The sequence below is a fragment of the Wolbachia endosymbiont (group B) of Xylocampa areola genome (assembly GCF_964028205.1).
Classification (GTDB): Bacteria; Pseudomonadota; Alphaproteobacteria; order Rickettsiales; family Anaplasmataceae; genus Wolbachia.
Genome location: NZ_OZ034771.1, coordinates 1,144,462 through 1,163,676, shown reverse-complemented (window position 1 = coordinate 1,163,676; position 19,215 = coordinate 1,144,462). Strand labels below are relative to the sequence as shown.

At 33.7% G+C, this 19,215-nt stretch carries 13 protein-coding genes; 5 read left to right on the top strand and 8 right to left on the bottom strand.

The genetic code is table 11. The features are described from left to right. The first annotated feature begins 125 nt into the window (after nt 1-125). Genes ABWU35_RS05590 through ABWU35_RS05575 form a run of 4 tightly spaced genes read left to right on the top strand, consistent with a single transcriptional unit; the run spans nt 126 to nt 3,274 of the window. Nucleotides 126-839 (top strand): ankyrin repeat domain-containing protein, encoded by a 714-nt coding sequence (locus tag ABWU35_RS05590; RefSeq protein ID WP_353275938.1) that lies wholly within the window; start codon nt 126-128, stop codon nt 837-839. 31 nt (nt 840-870) lie between these two features. Continuing rightward, nucleotides 871-1,344, top strand: coding sequence for an ankyrin repeat domain-containing protein (locus ABWU35_RS05585; RefSeq protein WP_353275936.1), 474 nt, complete (start codon nt 871-873; stop codon nt 1,342-1,344). Between the two features lie 4 nt (nt 1,345-1,348). Then, entirely contained in the window at nt 1,349-1,780 is a 432-nt protein-coding gene (locus tag ABWU35_RS05580) for a DUF2924 domain-containing protein (RefSeq protein WP_264687084.1), read from the top strand. Nucleotides 1,781-1,789: 9 nt separating this feature from the next. Further along, the gene (locus ABWU35_RS05575; RefSeq protein ID WP_265028114.1) at nt 1,790-3,274 is read left to right on the top strand and encodes a recombinase family protein; all 1,485 of its coding nucleotides are present in this window, start codon (nt 1,790-1,792) and stop codon (nt 3,272-3,274) included. A gap of 466 nt (nt 3,275-3,740) precedes the next feature. On the opposite strand, the gene ABWU35_RS05570 is transcribed toward ABWU35_RS05575, so the two are convergent. The 8 genes from ABWU35_RS05570 to ABWU35_RS05535 form a co-directional block, all read right to left on the bottom strand. Further along, entirely contained in the window at nt 3,741-5,690 is a 1,950-nt protein-coding gene (locus tag ABWU35_RS05570) for an ankyrin repeat domain-containing protein (protein WP_265028115.1), read from the bottom strand. 650 nt (nt 5,691-6,340) lie between these two features. Continuing rightward, nucleotides 6,341-7,504 carry a hypothetical protein gene (locus ABWU35_RS05565; protein WP_265028116.1) on the bottom strand — a complete coding sequence of 388 codons (1,164 nt, stop codon included), beginning with the start codon at nt 7,502-7,504 and terminating at the stop codon, nt 6,341-6,343. 5 nt (nt 7,505-7,509) lie between these two features. After that, a protein-coding gene (locus ABWU35_RS05560) for an IS630 family transposase (protein ID WP_265028085.1) occupies nt 7,510-8,371 on the bottom strand; the annotation gives its coding sequence in 2 pieces (ribosomal slippage) (nt 7,510-8,047 and nt 8,046-8,371; 864 coding nt in all). A 57-nt stretch (nt 8,372-8,428) separates the two neighbouring features. Next, entirely contained in the window at nt 8,429-9,481 is a 1,053-nt protein-coding gene (locus tag ABWU35_RS05555; RefSeq protein ID WP_265028117.1) for a hypothetical protein, read from the bottom strand. 7 nt (nt 9,482-9,488) lie between these two features. Beyond that, the gene (locus tag ABWU35_RS05550) at nt 9,489-10,826 is read right to left on the bottom strand and encodes a hypothetical protein (RefSeq protein ID WP_265028118.1); all 1,338 of its coding nucleotides are present in this window, start codon (nt 10,824-10,826) and stop codon (nt 9,489-9,491) included. Between the two features lie 1,187 nt (nt 10,827-12,013). After that, nucleotides 12,014-15,538: a cytoplasmic incompatibility factor CifB gene (locus ABWU35_RS05545; protein ID WP_019236548.1), complete on the bottom strand. Its 3,525-nt coding sequence runs from the start codon at nt 15,536-15,538 to the stop codon at nt 12,014-12,016. A 53-nt stretch (nt 15,539-15,591) separates the two neighbouring features. After that, nucleotides 15,592-17,067, bottom strand: a complete 1,476-nt coding sequence (locus tag ABWU35_RS05540) for a hypothetical protein (RefSeq protein WP_019236549.1) — start codon at nt 17,065-17,067, stop codon at nt 15,592-15,594. Nucleotides 17,068-17,182: 115 nt separating this feature from the next. Further along, a complete protein-coding gene (locus tag ABWU35_RS05535) occupies nt 17,183-18,091 on the bottom strand; it encodes an Rpn family recombination-promoting nuclease/putative transposase (RefSeq protein WP_019236550.1) in 909 nt (302 codons plus the stop codon). 120 nt (nt 18,092-18,211) lie between these two features. Between ABWU35_RS05535 and ABWU35_RS05530 the strand changes: the two genes are divergently transcribed. Further along, on the top strand, nt 18,212-19,123 hold the full coding sequence (locus ABWU35_RS05530; protein WP_264336145.1) for a helix-turn-helix domain-containing protein: 912 nt from the start codon (nt 18,212-18,214) through the stop codon (nt 19,121-19,123). Nucleotides 19,124-19,215 lie beyond the last annotated feature (92 nt).

Genomic DNA, 19,215 nt, shown 5'->3' with positions numbered 1-19,215 from the left:
AAAAGTGTATGAAATAAAAAGAAAAAGACTTGCTTTCTCATGCTAAAAAGGACATGACTTGAATAGCAGCAGGTAAATATAAGAAATTTATCTAACGCTAGAAAAGCTAGTTTTGTGAGGTAAGTATGAAGTTTAGCAAAGAATCTTTTAGTAAGTTTTTTAAAGAAGTATCAAGTAACGGGTTTAAAAACATTAATAAAAGAAATGAAGAAGGAGAGACGATATTGCACCAAGCAGTGGAAATCTCTGATTACAAAACAGTGAGATTATTAATAAAAAAAGGAGCGGAGATCAATGCAAGAGATAAAAATGGTTATACACCTCTGCACTGTGCAGTATTTGCGAAAAGCTTAGAAAATGTAAAAGTGCTGCTAAGGGAAGGAGCGGAAGTAAATGCCACTCAATATGTCAGTGGATGTACGCCACTGCACTCTGCATGCAAAATAGGAGGAGTTGAAATAATAAAAGAGCTGGTAAAGGCTGGAGCTGAAGTTAATCAACTGAATAAGTACGGCGCAACGCCAATGTATTACATCTGGGAAAGTGAAAAGTATCGTCTATGTGATAGCAAAGAGAGTGAAAAGGCAAGTAAATTTTTGAGAGAAAAAGGAGGAGTAACAAAAAGTAGAGAACTGACGTGCTATGGAATAGAGAGGCTAGTGGGAGAAATAGCAGACATGTTGAATGGGAGTTATTTACCAGAGCTAAAAATAATAGAGATAGGAGAAATAAGGAAGAAAGATAAGTCACTAATAAAGGAAGAATGTAAAAATTTAGCAAGCGAGATAATGAGCCAAGTAAACGAAATGATAGATGAGGTGGTGAGAAGGAAAGCTTAAAAAAAAGGTCAAAGAAAAGGTGAGGTAAATTATGTTAAAGTTTGGCAAATTTAATAAGTCAGCAAAAGAATTATTAGAGAACTCATATGAAAATATTTATGAAAGAGACAAGAAGGAAAGAACAGCTCTGCATTATGCAGTAGACGCAAAAACAGTGAGATTATTAGTCGAAAAAGGAGCGAATGTGAATGCTAAAGATGTAGAAGGATACACAGCACTGCACCTAGCGGTAACGGAGAAACGTCTAGAAATCGTGAGGGAATTGATAAAATCAGGAGGGAATGTAAATGCGGAAGAATATGGAAATAAATGCACATCGCTGCACCTTGCATGCATGATAGGCGAAAAAGAGATAGTGAAAGAATTAGTGAAGGCTGGAGGAGAAATAGAACAAGCGGATAAATTTGGAATGACAGCAATGGATTATGCGAAAAACAGTAAGGAGATCACTGAAATATTGAAGAAAGAAATAGACAGAATTGAAAAGCTATTTATGAAGGGCTAAAAATATGGAGAAAGAAATAGAAAAGAAAGTAATGAATTTAGAGAAAAAACCTTTGGGTGAAATGAGAAAAATATGGAAGAAGGTATATGGGGAAGAGGCGCCTAGATACTCAAAGAAATATCTGATACCAAGATTAGCTTATAGAATGCAGGAAAAAGCGTATGGAGAAATGTCAAGAAAGGGGACAAAAAGACTAGAGTATCTGGCAGATCGGCTAGAGAAAGGAAAAAGAATAAGTAGCGATAAATTACCAGTAGAAGGGACAGAATTAATATTAGAGAGAGGGGAAGAGACGCATGCGGTAATGGTAACAGATAAGGGTTTAATCTACAGAGAAGAATTTTTTACGTCATTGTCAGCAGTAGCCGGGAAAATAATGGGAATGAGCTACAACGGACCTTTATTATTCGGGATGCGTGACAAAAGTGGAAATTGAGGAGAGAGAATGCTAAAAGAAGTAAGATGTGCAATATATACGAGAAAATCAAATGAAGATGGTCTAGAACAAAAGTTTAATAGTCTTGATGCGCAACGTGTAGCATGTGAAAAATATATAAAAAGCCGAGAAGGATGGGTAGCATTGGCAAAAAGGTACGATGATGGCGGATATTCAGGAAAAAACTTAGAAAGACCAGCAATAAAGGAGTTATTTGAAGATGTTAAAGGAGGAGAAGTAGATTGTGTAGTAGTATATACGCTAGACAGGTTATCAAGGGAAACAAAAGACAGCATCGAAGTAACGTCATTTTTTAGAAGACATAGAGTAAATTTTGTAGCAGTAACGCAGATATTTGACAATAATACGCCAATGGGAAAGTTCGTACAAACGGTGTTATCAGGAGCAGCACAACTAGAAAGAGAAATGATAGTGGAAAGAGTAAAAAATAAAATAGCAACATCAAAAGAACAAGGATTATGGATGGGTGGAACTTTACCGCTTGGGTATGATGTGAAAGATAAGGAATTAATAATAAATGAAAAAGAAGCAAAGTTGGTAAAACATATATTTGAGAGGTATATAGAGCTGAAGTCAATGGTAGAACTGGCAAGAGAGTTAAACAGCCAAGGGTACCGGACGAAATCAGGTATCTTTAAAAAGGCAACGGTGAGAAGAATAATAACAAATCCAATATATATGGGAAAAATTAGGCATTATGACAAACAGTATGAGGGAAAGCATGAAGCAATAATAAAAGAGGAAAAATGGCAAAAAGCGCAAGAGTTAATAAAGAATCAGCCATATAGAAAAGCAAAATATGAGGAAGCGCTGCTAAAGGGAATAATTAAGTGCAAGAGCTGTGATGTAAATATGACACTGACATACTCGAAAAAAGAGAATAAAAGGTATCGATACTATGTATGTAACAATCATCTAGGAGGGAAAAATTGTGAATCGGTAAATCGAACTATAGTAGCTGGAGAAATAGAAAAAGAAGTGATGAAAGAAGCAGAGCAATTATATGAAAAACGGGGAGAAAAAGCGGAAGAGTGGAAAAATTTAAGCTTTGGAAAGCAGAAAGAAGTAGTGAAAAAGTTAATAAAAGCAGTATTGGTGAGAGAGGATGGAATAGAGTTATGTTCTGAATCAGAGGAAAAATTTATATCAATAAAGAAGAAAGGAAATAAATGCACAGTAATCGAGCCAGAAGGAAAAACAAATAATGCATTGCTAAAAGCAGTGGTGAGGGCTCACCTATGGAAACGTCAGCTAGAGGAAGGAAAATACGCAAATATAAAAGAGCTGAGTGCTAAAGTTAATATAGGTACAAGACGTATACAACAAATTTTAAGATTAAATTATTTAGCACCAAAAATTAAAGAAGATATAGTAAATGGGAGGCAGCCAAGGGGTTTGAGGTTAGTGGATTTAAGAGAAATACCGATGCTGTGGGGTGAGCAATTAGAGAAATTTTATGGATTAGGGGCGTAATTACACCATTTATAAAAAGAACAAAAGGAGAGAAACTGAAAACACCAAAAACTATTGAAAGGTATTGCTGAGAAATAGGAAAAATAGCCAAATTGCCGCTACTGCAGTTGATATAGAGGAATCAAGGACCATACCAAAAGATGTTGAGATTGATATAGAAAAGTAAATCAATGTTACAAAAGTTGACACCTAATTATGCGAAGATATCAATATAAATATTGAAGATTTTAACAGACTAGATACGACAATGGTAGAAAATGTATCCAATTTTAGCTGCATATTTTAATAGTAGATCTGGAGTGTAAAAGGCAGCCCAGCCATTGTATGTTCCATATCCTCATTTTGTAGCCAGCTTAAAAACAACATAAAAGAGTATTCTTAGAAGACATTGGTACGAACTCCTTAACCTATAAATTATAGTAGTTTATATTTAAATAATAATCTTCAACTTTTTTAGCAAATCAATCTACCTAGAAACTTCTCTCCTAGGATCAGAAGTCCTTCTTAACTCTTCACGTTCTGTCCATTTGTTGTTAGACTCGCTTATTACTTCAGGACGCATTAATCCACCAGATCTTTCAAAATATCCCTGTTCAATAGCATCGTAGACCCAGTAGTTACCAAGCTCGCAATCATTGCCTAACTCTTCTTCGCGACCTTTGAATTTTTCTAATATTTCTTCTCTATTACTCACTTCTACTATAATTTTGCTTTTATTCTGTACGTCAGGATACAGCCTAACGTCTACATTTCCCAAACTGGTATAGAAAGTTAATACTATATCGCTGCCTTCTGTAAGATCTGTGTAATTCCTTATGCCATCTTCAGTTTTAATTTCTACTTCACTTTTACCGATCTTTACTATATTTCTTCCACACTTTACATCCCCATCGGTTAGACCTAAATCCCTTGTCCCATCTGTTATCTTTATAATGTCTATTTTACTATCTTTAGAATATTCTAAGTAAAAAACGGAGTTGTCTACTCTTACATCTTTTAGCTCGCTATTGGTTGCATTTTTTGCGATTTCAATAAACTTATGAGAATTGCTAACATAATCTATATAAGCTTTTTTTAGGTTAGTTTTATGCTCTTTAAATTCTGGTGTCAGTGTGTTAGCATCAACTGTATTACCAAACACTGCCCCTTTTGATACTAATTGACATATTATATTACTAGCAACTTTAGGATTTTTTTCCAACTCACTGATTTTTTTCATCACATAATCGGTAAAAGTGTATTCATTACCTGAAAAGAAATCTTGTGAAAGAGAATAGTTTAATCGTACACCAGACTTTATAGCATCGTTTACAATCTCTTCAAGTTCAGCCATGTTTTGAGCCTGAAACACCTTATCAGAAAACTCATTTAACTTTTCCTTTTGATTTGAGGTTAAATTAACGAGTAATTTACTGACCTGTCCTTTCTTTTGCTGACGATAAATAATATTTTTATCATAATCTAATGCTCCTGCTTCTAGAAATATTTTTCTTAACTCTTGAGCAAGATCTTCATTGTCCCAAGCAAAACGTTCAACATATGAGAACACTTTTGACTCACCCATTCCGTGCCGAATATTTAGCACCACTTTTAGGTCTGAGTCTCTTTTATGCTTACTTAAAAACTCCTTTAAATTTTTAGTGCAGTCTGAATCTAGTGCAAGTAAGTCATACAATTCCTTATTCATCTTTTTCTGTTTATCAGTTAAAAATAATTCTTCTATATTATAGCAGAGTTTATTAGTTGCTATTTGTTGTGGAGTTTTACCCTTTCTACTTGTTATATTAGGGTTAGCTCCTTTTGAGAGGAGAGAGTTTGTATTATCGTAATGACCTTTGGCAGCAGCAAGGCATAATGGTGTTTTTCCTTTATTATCTTGTATGTTAGGATCTGCGCCTGCTTCTAAGAGTAAATCTATAGCCTGATTTCCTATGCGACGAAATCCACCAATATTTGCTCCTGCAATTGCATGCAATACTGTTGATTGAGATTCTCCTCTTCTTAGGTTAAGAATTACTTTTAAATCTTTATTGTTTCTATTATCATATAAAAATTCTTCAAGGGGCTCAGTATTATCAAATGAACCACAGTTAGAAGCTAAACATTTTAGAGCACTAAGTAACTTTTTGTTTAAATTTTTTTGACTTGGTGTAAGGTCATGATCTAGAGCAAACCAAACACAAATTTGCTCGCTTAGTCCAAGTTTGCTATCAATTAAAGAAGGTAGTTCATTATGATTTCTAACTGATGGTAAGTCTCCTGAGTACCACATATCATTCATCAGCTCATTTAATAAATGCTCTTTAGATGATAGATGTTCTATAATGGACTCATATTCGAAATCATATAGTTCTGATTTGGATTTTGGCTTTAGTAGATTGATGATAGATTTTACTATCCCAGTAGACTCACCCATACTTATCCCTCTAAGCTAAGATATATGATACATTGTATGCGATATGTAACATTAAGTCAATAACCATAATCTTTTTACTGCTCACGTCGTTAAGCTTTTGTTAAGTTTTTATGGTGAGTAACAATGGAGTATATAGAGAGGTTAAAAGTTGCTTATGACTCCAAATTTGAGCTAATTTTACTATAAATCAACATGGTTAAGACCTATACTTGATATCACTACTATAAGAGCATGATGCTTTAAAGGAGCACGGAAACTGCTGAAGTTTATACAGTAACCTGCGGAGCCACTTCAGCAGAATAAACAAACACATGCCAGTATTAGTAGAGAATTATTTATAAGTCAACTAACTTTTTCAAAAATATTTTAGCAAGAACATCAGTGTTGTGAAAAAAAGTTCAAAACCTTCCAGCCTTGGTAACTATTTACACAATACATACTTTTAGCTCTTAGCTATCTAAGGAATTCACTGGAGATTGATTACTATAAATGTAATTCATATTATGCTTAGTAATAAATGTATCGGAAAACGAACTTTTAACAGCACTCCATGTACTCGTATCAGGATCATTTTGTTTTCCTTCTATAACTTTGTCACAAAACTTCCCGACAGCATAACCTACTTAAGATGACTATTTCTTAAGACTAGATCACTGATTAACTGCTCGAGATAGACCTGCTTGTTTAACATAAGGTTGTTGGAGACTACCTGGCTGTTGACCAAAAGCAACCACAGAGCTATGTCTTACATCTACCTCTACAAACTCATTACCAATTTTTATAAGGGAACCTTCATCTGTTGCACCTTTATTAAAAACAGCATATATCAGTTTCACTTTGCCAGCATCAGTAATTACCTTATACGCTTCACCTTCTTTATATCTTTTCAACTGGTCCTTAGCATCTTTTTCTTTTTTATCCAATTCTCCTTTCTTAGCAAATTTTAGCTCTATTCCAACTGGGGGGTATTCTTTTTTTTGATCAGTAGCATTTATAACCAACATAACATCCAACTTCTCTCCACCACCTATTTGAAATTCAGTAATAACTTTTATATTATCTTCTCCGTAGCTACTAAATAAACCATGCAATACAGCTTGAAATGTAGCCTCATTGCTTATTAATGATTTGAAAGGATGTAGTATATGAGAAATTTCTTCAAATAGTTTTTTGTAATCATCATATTTACCAGATTCTATAGCTTTGCTCAAAGCTGCTTTAAATTTTTTATTTTCCACAATTCGAGTAAAATTACCTTGTAAAATTTCTTTACCTCTTTTGTATTTGTCCAATGAGTCATACGTATTTACTGTAATTCCCTTATTCTTATTACAGTACTGATCAAATGGATTCTTATTACTAGGCGTACTGTATAAGTTACAGGTTATTTCTTGTATCTTTATGTCATTGACGTTTTGAATTCTCCTAATATTTTCAATAGGAATTCCTTTATTATCTGGCACTCTCAATGCAAATTCATTTTTTTCATTTATGTTGAGTATAAGCACCTTCTTACCTAAAGTTAGCACTATAGTTGTAACACAATCCTCAATACTTTCTTTTGCTGCTTCTGGGCGTTTCTGTGATCCAGTAACCATTTTATCATTTTGATCATAAATAAAAATATGTTTACCTAACTTTTCACGCTTAATAATATTAGAAATAAGTACTAGCTGACCTAAGATCATTCTGCTGACATAATTAATATTATCACTTCCACCATTGCTCCAAACAATTCCATAGTAAAGATACTCTAGCTGTGTTCTTATCACCTCAGCATTCGTTGCTTCAGTGCCAAGTATAGCTCTTCTCATAATAGTCAGAATAAAAAAGCAGAATCAACAGCTTGACGGAAAGACTTAAAAATAGGGATATTTTTTCTAGCTCTGTTCTTTATAGCAAACCACTGATGCTCAATTTTGTTAAAGTCTGGAGAATATGGAGGAAGATAAAGAATTTCAGCACCAACTCCTTTAGCAAGATTATCTATTTTTTTAGATTTATGAAAAGTAGCGTTATCAAGAATTACAGTTTGGCCAGACCTTAAAATTGGAGTTAAAAACTGCTCAAACCAAGCCTCGAAAACATCCTTATTGCAATATCCTTCAAAGGTCAATGGAGCAATGATTTTCTCTTTATTTAGAGCTGCAATCATACTGACCCGCTGAGCTTTTTTACCTGATTTTAGTGAATGAAACCTCTCTCCTTTTCTGCAGTATCCGTATGGGTAGTCTTCTGTATTATCTATTCCAGATTCGTCAATATATACAAGATTTTCATGACGTTTTGTTGCTATAACCTTTGAAAAGTGAGCTCGCTTCTCTTCATTTCTTTCTTTATATCCGTAGGTCTTTTTTTCTTGTAAATCCAATATTTTTAAGTGCACGGTGAATCGTTTGTCTACTGATATTGCCCCAGAGTTTAGCCATCTCTGACTGAGTTTTGCCACCATGGTTTTTTGCAAATTTGGTAAAAACATTCCAGTCAGTAATTTTATGGTTATATCCTACGCTTCCAGGCTTTTTTGACTGAAAATCTCCCGTTTCCTTACGTCTTTTCTGCCACTCATATAGAGTTGTTTTTCCAATTTTAAATCTCTCGGCAACATTTGCTCTACTTTCTCCTTCATCCAATGCTTCCATTGCTTTTTTCCTTAAGTCGTAACTATACGCTGCTGGCATACAAACCCCACTACCATAAATCCATATCTTAACTTGTTTGGATTATTATGAGAAGAGCTATAACTTTTCTATTACAGAATTACCTTCTCGACTAAGAAAATTTTCTACATCAATTTTAACATTTTCGTGATGAACCATGTCAAAATTTAATCCTACACAAATAGCTTCATTAGCTATAGTAATCATTCTTATAGAGTTAGAAAAAGAGCCCTTAACATAATCTTGTGCTTGCTTCAATGCTTTTATCACTGTACTTATCTCACCAGTACCTGCTTTAAGCTCAATAATAATAGGAATAGAGCTTAGCGACTTATCAGAACCGCGCACAAGCAAAATAATGTCTGCGTAACCTTTTCCAGCAAATAATTCGAGATAAAGTTTTAGGTGAAAACGATACTTAAAATTTATCAAAAACCCAGCTAAAAACCCATGATGACTTGATTCTTTACCGCTAAATAGAGTTTCTTTTTCATATTTCTTATAGACATTTGTAATATAATTAAACATTCTTCTAGCGTTCTTTTTTACTTCTTCGAAATCTTGATTACTCAATTTTGAAATTAAGCTCTCTAGGTCTTGTTGGTCACGATCTTTTTCTATTTCTGTAAAACCTTTTTGTGAATAATCAGTCTTTTTACTAAAAGCTGGATCAACCTTTCCGTGCTTTACTTCTTTTCCTGTAATTGTTATTTCATGCTCTTCTTTTTCTAGTTTATCAAACTCTGCTCCCATTTTCCATTTCTGTGCTATTTTTTCTAACTCTCCTTGAGAGAACTTTAGATGCATGTTACCATCAACTTGATCAGACATCGTTATACACTTAAGTCCCTCATTAGTTAATATAGCTATTTTTAAAGTTCTATTATCATCAAAACGAAAATGAAGTTTTTTAATACCAATTTTAGTAGCAAGTTCTGTGTCTAATACAGTAGCAAACATACCAAAAAAGAAACTAGGGAAAAAGCCTGGCTTTCCAACTGAATGCAAAAAAGAAGGAGATTGATTGATAAACGATTGGAACCTTTTTTGAAAATCTAGGAACTCGTCTTTTGATTTATTTCTCATTAACAGAAGCTGTACCAACTCAAGCGGCTTGACATTACTTGGCATATTACTCCTATTTGCTATGGCTTAAAGATTTTATATTATATGGGGTATCAGTCGTACTGAGACTTGACTGTGGCAAAGTATCACCAGCTTCACGCAAAATTGATTCTTTAGAAGCTTCTTGAGCTAATTTAGAAAATACTTGTTCTCCTAACTGCAATTTTTTACCCCCATGAAATAACTGAATTTTACTTAATACAGAATCTTTAACCTTTATCATCTCTTCACCACTCATTTCTTTTACGTGCTTTAATATCTTCCCTAATATTTCTTCTTTACTTACCCCTTGTCTACTTGGATCCACAATTAAATTTGCTATTGTATATGTAACTGAATAGTCTACAAAAATAGAGGAAATAGATTGCTCCCCGCGGTCTTGAGTTTTTAATTTTATTATACGTTTCCAAACATTCATCATACATTTTTTTGTTTCTTCAGACAGATCTGGATTCTTCAGTACTTGATCTGATAATGAAGATAAAAAAGTTGTGTAACGTTCACATTCAATCTGACTACACAATCGGCTTAATTCCATAAAAGAATCAAAGTAATACTGACCTACTAGCACATTCAACACTGCATAATAAGTATTTTCCTTATAATCTCTATCTAGTAATTTTTTCTTTTGCTCATCATCCATTTTAGACAGGCAAAACTCTATGGTGTCTACTTCTTTGTAACCCTTTACTGCAGATAAAGCTGCTTCAATTAACAGATCATCTTTATCTTGACTAGAAATACTGGAATCATTGTGTAATTTATTATAGAAGAACTCTATACCTTCTTCCCAGTTTTTATTAGAATTTATCTGTATGGATTTTTGCAAACCTTCAACTGATTTATATTCGTTTAGTTTTCCAATCTGCTTATCAATAAGAAAAGACCAGAAAGCTTCTATAGGGCTAGTTTCTTCGATATTTTCCAATAATTCTCTTCTCAGATCATCATCAGATCCATCTTCTTCAAAGGCACTTCTCTTAAATCTCATAAATACTTGTTCAAATAATCCAGGAATCTTATCTTCTAGACAATATTTACATGCCAAGTAATATCTATCTGCAAGATCAAGCGGATTTTCTTTTCCATTTTTATTTTTTTCTTCAGTTAGCCTTTCACCAACAGCTTTATTCTTTAATTTTATTCCATCCCAACAAGAATTATCAGAGAATATATCAGAAAAAAAAATTAGTTTTTCCTCATCAAAATCTTCAATTAATTGAATATAAGCCCTCAACCATCTTTCTACTCTAAGGTGTTTTCTTGCTTTAACTTGATTATCGTCGCCTTTAATAGCACCTTTTAATATATCAAGTATTTTATTGTAATTGTGATCCAAACCAGATTCCATACCCGCAACCCCATTTTGTATTTTAATATAAACTTTAGTCTAGTAAATTATCGTTGCCAAGCCAATCTTTTTCTCCAAACCTTACCACTGCACAACAGGAAATTTCTTGAGAGCCAAGTATGATATTTTCATTCTAATAATTAATTGTAAAACACTTTTACTTACGAAAAAATAGACCTTGCTGTAACTAAAGAAATTCCTATTTTAGTGCCACAAAAATTTGAATTATTGACTCTTCCTAAGATTGCAAAAAGGGTCCTATATTTGTGAGAACAAGCCGCGTAAAAATAAGGTTATAAAAATAGAAGATTTAAATTATTTTCATAAGCTTAGGCAAAACAGTTCGTACGTAGGTTTAGTAAAAGTGAGCCAATATAGCTGATTTCAGCGTATAATGAAATTATTATCTAGAAAAGTTCGTATGTATCGTTTGGTAGTCCAATCCATACCAAAAAAACTTGTTCTCACCGCACTTGGTTTTGAGCGCTGAAAATGGTTGATTTACTTGAGATATTAATAATATAGTTTACTAAATTAATAGTAATTCATTTGAGAATAAAAAGAAAAATTTATGATAATTTTACATTTCAAATCGATATTGTTCTTTTTATAAAAAATATTCCTATACTGCGCAAGGTCAAGTTTTAACCACATCAATTTTTCTTTCAAATTAAATCTTATCTTTTACAATGGGTCTTACGTTTAAATTATTTGATACCCAAAATTAAGGAAGCCATTTTAAACGGCACACAACCTCAGCATCTAAAACTAGCTGATTTGAAGGAAATATCACTCTCATGAGAGGAGCAAATGAAGGTGCTTTACGGACAAGAGTCTTAATAATAGTCTTCTATATTATTGTTAATAAACACCACCATAAAATATCTTACTATTACCCACAAATAAAAACATAGTATTGTATTTACTCAAATAATTTAATTTTATTAACCTGAAAGCTTATTGGATTAAAATTATTAAACTAAGAGTTATAATTTTAGCAACTAAAAGCTGTAAATTGCACCATATAAACAGTTATTTCAAGCAAAAGTTATGCCATTAAGAGCTACGCAACAAACATTTATATTTGTGGGTAATAGTAAGATAAAATATGCAGAAACAACCTAGAAGACCGATTACAACCAATGCGTAAATATAGAGTAAAGAAAACTTCATCCACCTATTAACTTCTACCTACTACCTCTACTATTGCTATGGTTATAAACTCTACTCACTCCATCAATTTTATCTAATGCAGACTGCGGGTTACCAAAATCAATTGATATCACTCTTTCTCCGCCTAATTGTAATGCTCCTCCACCTCCACGCTGTGGGTATTGGAGTCCTAAAAATTGTAATAGTAATGGATCAATTTCATGTTGAATTCCTGGATGATCTTGAATCAGTCTACCCCTAGGAGAAGATAGAGGATCATTTTGGAATAATTGTGAAATATTTCTTCTCCGATTTTTAAAGTATTGTTCATTTCTTTGAGATTGTCTAGTGTCATTTCCAATGCCTACACTAAGAAGACCACGTATATAACCTATAATACCCTCACCTTTCTCTCCAAAGTTATTATTTCCCTGTAAAGCTTGATCAATAGCTTGGTTAATATCCCTAGCATTTTCGTATACCCATATGCCACAATTATGGCCATCTGTTTGCTGATGAACGGAAACATTATGGACATTATCATCGTTAATATCACATTCTCTTAAAGCTCCTCGAATATTATTGTCAATACCACTATCTGGACCAAGTGAATCAGCATAATACCCATAATAATTTCCATTTTGGTGTACAATAACTAATGTAACCCAATGACGATTACCTACATTAATAATAGCAATTAATCTATCTTTTTCACCCGAATCTACTTTTTGTTTAAAGTTAGCTATGTGACTACTTAATAAGCCCCTACCTGTTGGATCATTTTGATTTCCATCGACTCCTACTGAAGTTATTGTAAAATCATGACGATTATTAGTTGGATTAGATCGATCATCATAGAAAGTATATTGTTGTGCAGCGAAAAACATGTCATGAGTTTGTAGCCAATAACGATAATTTTGATTATCTGTTGCAAAGTCTAGTGCAAGTAGATCATGCACATCTTCTATCTCACGAGCGTTGTTTCTACGAAGGATAGCATTTATTTGTTGTAATATTCCTTGTGCTGTAGGAGTACCACCTCCCCTTATTCTTGACTTTAATGTTTCTATTACCTGTGCTCTAGTACCTTGCAAGTAACTAAACGGAACATGTAGATTGTCGCCTATATCAAGCAAAAAAATCGAATTTTGTCCTGGTGCTTTTTCTTCGTAAAAACGCCTAAAGTTTTCACGAGTCTGATCTGATAATAGACCTTCTGGTGGATTCTCATCAATAACACTTTCAGGTCCCACTAATCCTCCTGGTCTTGAACCGCGAACATGACGATCAAGCTTGTGTACATACTCTTCTCTTCCTATCCCTTCTGGGAAAAGTATAAGATTACCTGCTTCGCGTGCATCTCTATTAAACACAATAGGAAACAAAACCACCTCATTTCCAGAAGTAATAGGTATAAATCCTCTGTGTTGTTTCTTAAGTCTTCCGATTTCTTGTCTCGCATCATTTTGCTGTTGTCCTACTTCTTCTGCATTATTAGCAAGTCTTAACACATATCCAATTGGGTGAGTATCTAGGTCATTCTCTCTAGGTTGTCTTAATAATAAAAGATCTAATCTCTGTTCTGTAATTCTTGTGAGTATTACCCTTTCTCCTTCTTCTTCCTGCCCCCTTTTTAAACTATATGTTTGACCAACTTTATACATAGCAAGCACTTTATAAGGATTATCACTAGCATAAAATGTACCATGTAGTATAGAACGGAACTTATCCTCACTATTAACATTTATTGTATCCACAAGCGGCATCAATGCTCCAGAGATCTCTTGAAATAATCCTCTATGCTGAGCTATATTTTTCCAGCCATCATTCACAACTTGATTTAAAGTATTATGTACATTTTCAGTATTGGGCACTTGTACAAGATCACCAGCAAGAAAATTATTTGCATTATTATTTTGGTAATCGTGATATAAACCAAGGTCATTTGGTAGATCAATATCTAGTTCAAGTTGATTATTAAGTGTGCATGAAACTTCCCACACATGAACATCATTTCCATTAACATTAAGAGTCTGTAAATTGATGGCTCCTTGTTGTTGCGCATCGTGAGCTCTAATATGAAGTATAACTATATCAGAACCTTCAGCATGAAAGACCATAGTTAAACATCTTAAACCCTCATCACCATGTCTAAATATGTACTTTGTTATAGGTGCTTCGTCTTCCTCTTCTAGTTCTAAAGGGTGCCTATCAAAAGCACTACTTCCAAAAGCAAAGCCAGTTATGCAATCAAATATTCTATTATAATTCTCTGCATTTCTTGGTATTTCAGCAGGAAGATGGTGAAGCAAGAAATCTCTAACATTTTCTCTAATGCCTTCATTCTCCAAACACTCAAATAATCTTTGTACTAAAGGAAATCTATCCTGTTGAAGTTCTACTGTATCAACACTAAAAGGATCTAGATCTAAATTAAAATTTAATCCAACACAGACAGTATTTCTTGATTCAGTATGGATAGGTATAAATGAAGAAGTGTGTAACCTTCCAGCGTAGCCTATGGCACAGTTTAATGTAACATCTGACGGTGTGTCAAATATAGCAAGATTAATAACAATAGGAATATTTTCTCTTTCTGCTTGATGACGTACAAGAAATGCAACATGTGTGTTTCTAGGAGATAAATCAAGATCGATGCCTATTGTATAGCGATGACTAAAATTTGCTAAGAAACCTAATAAAAACCCGTGACCCTCAAATCTTTGATTGCGATTTTCAATATTATTTTCCAGTACTTGTCTGTAATTATTATAGATGTCAGTTATGTATGGCAAAATTTCTCTGCGTATTCTATCTCTTACATCTTGTCTTCTATCACTCGCTAGCATTTCCATAAAATTATCAATTCCTTGTTGACCCTGTGCTACTTGCGCAAAATTGACCAACCTACCAAGTTGTCTACGCTGATTTTGATTGAGTTGTCTTCCTTCTATTTCCTTAATTGTTAGTCTGTGATCTCCTAAGAGCCGTCTAATAAGATTGATTTCAGATGCTGAATATTTGGCAAATTTATCCCTACCTTGACGATCTTTTTCACGAATTACCTCGAATACCGTTGCAATTGCCTCTCCCTGACTCTTGCCCTTTCCGTGCATGCATACTTTGTATTGCTCAAAATTTAGGTCTTCTTCCCTTAAATTTGGATTTTGCCGTCTAATCTCTTGTACTAGAGCATTTCTCTCCCTTGTACTGAACCTCAACCCATCACTATTAGGACGATCAGAAATACTGTAGCATCTGACAACTTGCTGTCCGTCACGATAAACAGCAACTTTTAGGTTTGCCGTATTTCGATTTTCACCATTACGTGGATTAACACCATGGTTATCAAAACGAAAATAGACTCTCTCATTTGCATTTAAGATATTAGCATCATGTGCAGTAGAAAACATACTAAAAAAGAATACAGGAAGGAAACGACCTGCACTTACATGATACAAGAAAGATGGACATTGATCTAAAAAAGATTCAAATCCTTGTCTGAATCCTTCAAGATCTCCATCCACCAAACTCCTAATAAGTCCATCACCATTACTCATACAAAATACCCCTTATTTACTACGACCAGAAACACCAAGAGTTCATAAGTGGATTACTTATTACCACTAAGCGTAAAGACGCTTTTTTTCTTATAAGAAGAAACACCACTTACACTAGGAGTTCCAAGCTCAGACTGCGGACTATCATCAACTGGCAAAGTTGTTTTCTTACTACCATGAGCTTTAGATCGTGATCGCAAATTACTGCAAGGACCATCACCTACAGGACCAGGTGGTAAAATTGTTTTCTCTAACTCAGAGAATAATTCTTCTGCAAACAGACCGTAATCTACATTTACTCTTTTACCTTCCCTACCGCATAATCTAAGGTCTCTTATTATTAGTTTTTTAAAGAGCTCAAACTTTTCAGGAAAGCAATCTTTGGCAAATGACATCATATCTAATATTTCTTTTTTCTCTATTTCTTTTTCTTCATCAGTCTTATAAATGTCTTCTCGTCTCCAATTGACTATTAACTCTGCAAATACACCACTTGTAGGAACTGTATAATTAGAAGTATTAACAGCAGCTTTTCTGTATTGATACAAGCTACCACATTCCCAAAATTCCATAATAAGAGATCTAGCTTGAACATTTGATTCAGGATTTTTCAACATCACATCTGAAAGAGAGGAAAGAAAAAGCTCATAGTCTCGCTGTGAGAATATTTTGTCCGAACAGTCTCCTCTTGCTGAAACTTCTTTATAACACCAGCACTGTACCAAATCATGAACCGTATCAAAAAAACATGACTCTATTAATTCAGCAAAAAGGGAATATACTCCTTTATCTTTCTGTGATAATTTCTGTAAAAGAGTATCTTTATCGACTATCTTATTTACACAAAAATCTAAAATAGGGGCGTCTTTCTCAACAGATTGAACGCGAGAAAGAGCAAGAATAGCTTCTGTGAGCTTCTTTTCCTTATCTTCTTCTTTTAAATGATTATAAAAATACTCTACCCCTTCACTCCACTTAAGTTTTACAGCACTGTCAAAACCTTCTACTGCATCATACTTCTTTAATTCCCCAGATTCTCTATCGATCCAGAAATCAAATACAGGACCTTTCCTCTTTATGCTATCTAGTAACGAGTTTCGTACGTATTTGCCAAATTCAGTTTCAGTTTTACCATCAAATGCACCAGGAGGAAACTTGTTCCTATAAGATTCAAATCTTTTTTGAAAGAGAGGATGAATTTTATCCACTACACAGTAACTACAAGCCATCTCATATTTGCGAAGTGGATTATCTATTCCACCTATTTTTTCTTCAGTAAACCTTTGACCTAAAGCAGCATTATCCAACCTTACACCTGACCAGCAACCTTCATCTTGAAATACATTGTGCAAAAACTTCAACTTATCACCCTTAAAGTATTTTATGTGCTCCATAAAGTTATCTTGAAGGACTCCCACCCATCTCTTGATAGCTGACTTCCTCCCGGCAACAACTGCTGGATCTGGATGTTTAATAGCTTCCTGTAATTTTTTGGACATCGTAGCCCGAAGCTCTTTCTGTGTTGGCATTATCCCCCCTATTAAGTATTAACAGTGTCATGTAAAAAAGGCATTATACAGAAATTAGAATGGATTGCAATATTAAAATTACCAGAATAGAGGGTTTAATAAAAAAACGTTATGGCTAAAACTTCTTTTCTTGAATTTTCTCAATATAATCAACAGAAAGACCAGTAGTTTGAGTTATAATGTCAATAGAAACTCCTGCTTTAAGTAGATTCTTTGCAACCTCAATTTTCTCTGCTTTTCTGCCTTTTTCATGGCCGATTTGGATGCCTTCTTGTCTACCTTTTTGAGTGGCATCATCGAGTTTTTGAGCGAGGACAGCCTGTTCATCACGAATACGCTTTATCTCTTGTTCATAGGCTATAAATTCTTTTTCTGACCAGTTGAACCTATTTAATTCATCATATGCTAGCTTTATTATCGGAGCTTCTGCTGCTATCTTTTTTAGATCTTCTTCAGTTGTATCTTCTGCGTATTTAAAAAAGAAACACCATCTCTCTGTAGTATTCTCTAATTGCTCTACCTTATTTTTTGTAAATTTAGGCAACTCAATAAAGACAAATTGTAAATCTTTCAAGTAATGCCCATTGGTTTTGATATCGCGTATATTATGAGTAGAAATATAGTCAACTTCTTCAGGCAGAAGGTTACAATTGGAAATAGCAATAAAGAAGACTTTCTGAAGATGAATGTAATTACCAGATTTATCTAATTGCCGAGAGTAAGCTTTAGCAGCATAAAGTTGAGCACGTTTCTCAAAGCCTTTATCACGAGCGAGTTGCATTTCGATAACAAATCTATTACCAATAGAGTCTTTGCAAAGAACATCAACAATGCTTTGTTTGTCAGAGGCAATTTCAGGATCCATAATGGTACTAAGGAATTCAATTTCCATTATTTGATCAGAAGTAGAAAAACCTAAGATATCGTTGAGGAAGTGAATTAAGATATTTTTATTCTTTTCAGAGCCAAAGATACGGCGAAATGCGACATCATTCTTGGGATCCAGAAACTTCGAGAGAGCCATAGCAAGAGTACCTAAAAAGCATTAATAATTATACACAATTCTGAAGAAATATTCAACTAAAATGCAAACATAGAAGTTTTTGTATATCTTTGTTTGGTAGTATTAACATGTATAATATTTATGGCAAACATCTCAATAAGGTATCAGATAGCACAAAAAGTAAGGAACTGGAGGTTAAAGCGAGGATATACTCAAAAAGATTTAGCGAAGAAAGTCAGTGTAACGTATCAAGTAGTACTACAATATGAAAAAGGAACACGTAAAATTTCGATTGAAAAGTTGTATGCTATAGCAGAGATATTGTCGATTGGTATTGTAGACCTAATTCCTGTATCAAATGAAAAAATCTGTTTTGAAGATAAGGGAGAGGAAATATTAAATCTAGTAAGAAAATATAAAACGATTAATGATCAAGAGTTGCGCAAGGTGTTTTACTTGCTAACAAAATTTACCCGAGTTGGTGAGAAAAGTAGTAAAAAAGCAGAGAAAGTAAAAATTGCAAAGGGCCTGGTTAAAGCAGGGATTTCTGTTGATATTGTTTCACAAGCAATTGGCCTCTCTGCTGATGAATGTGTTGAAGAAAAAATAGGTTCTATATACTGCAAAATAGGAAAGAAGATAAAAGAATGGAGACTAGTGCGGGAATATACTCAGAAGGATTTAGCAAAGAAAATGAGTACAACACGTGACGAAATAAGCAATTATGAGCAAGGAAGAGTTGCTGTTCCACTTGATAAATTATATGCAATAGCAGAAACATTATCGATTAGTATTACAGATCTTCTAATAGAGGAAGGTAGTAAAGTAGAAAATGAATTACCGAATTTAATTGAAGAATACAAAAAGATTGAAAGCCAAGAACTACGTAATGTACTAATAAAATCTATGTTTAAAAGCATACAAATTTGTGAGGAGAAAATTAGAGAAGAAGAAAGAATCAAAATTGCAAAGAACTTAGTTAAAAAAGGAATTTCTACCGATATTATTTTGCAAATAACAGGCCTCTCTTTAGGCGAAATTCAACAAATTTAAGTAAAAAAATCAGTATCTATTAACATCTTTACTTTTTAATGAAAAAATAAGTAAAAAAGATTGAAAAATTGATTTGACTTCACTCGGAAGCT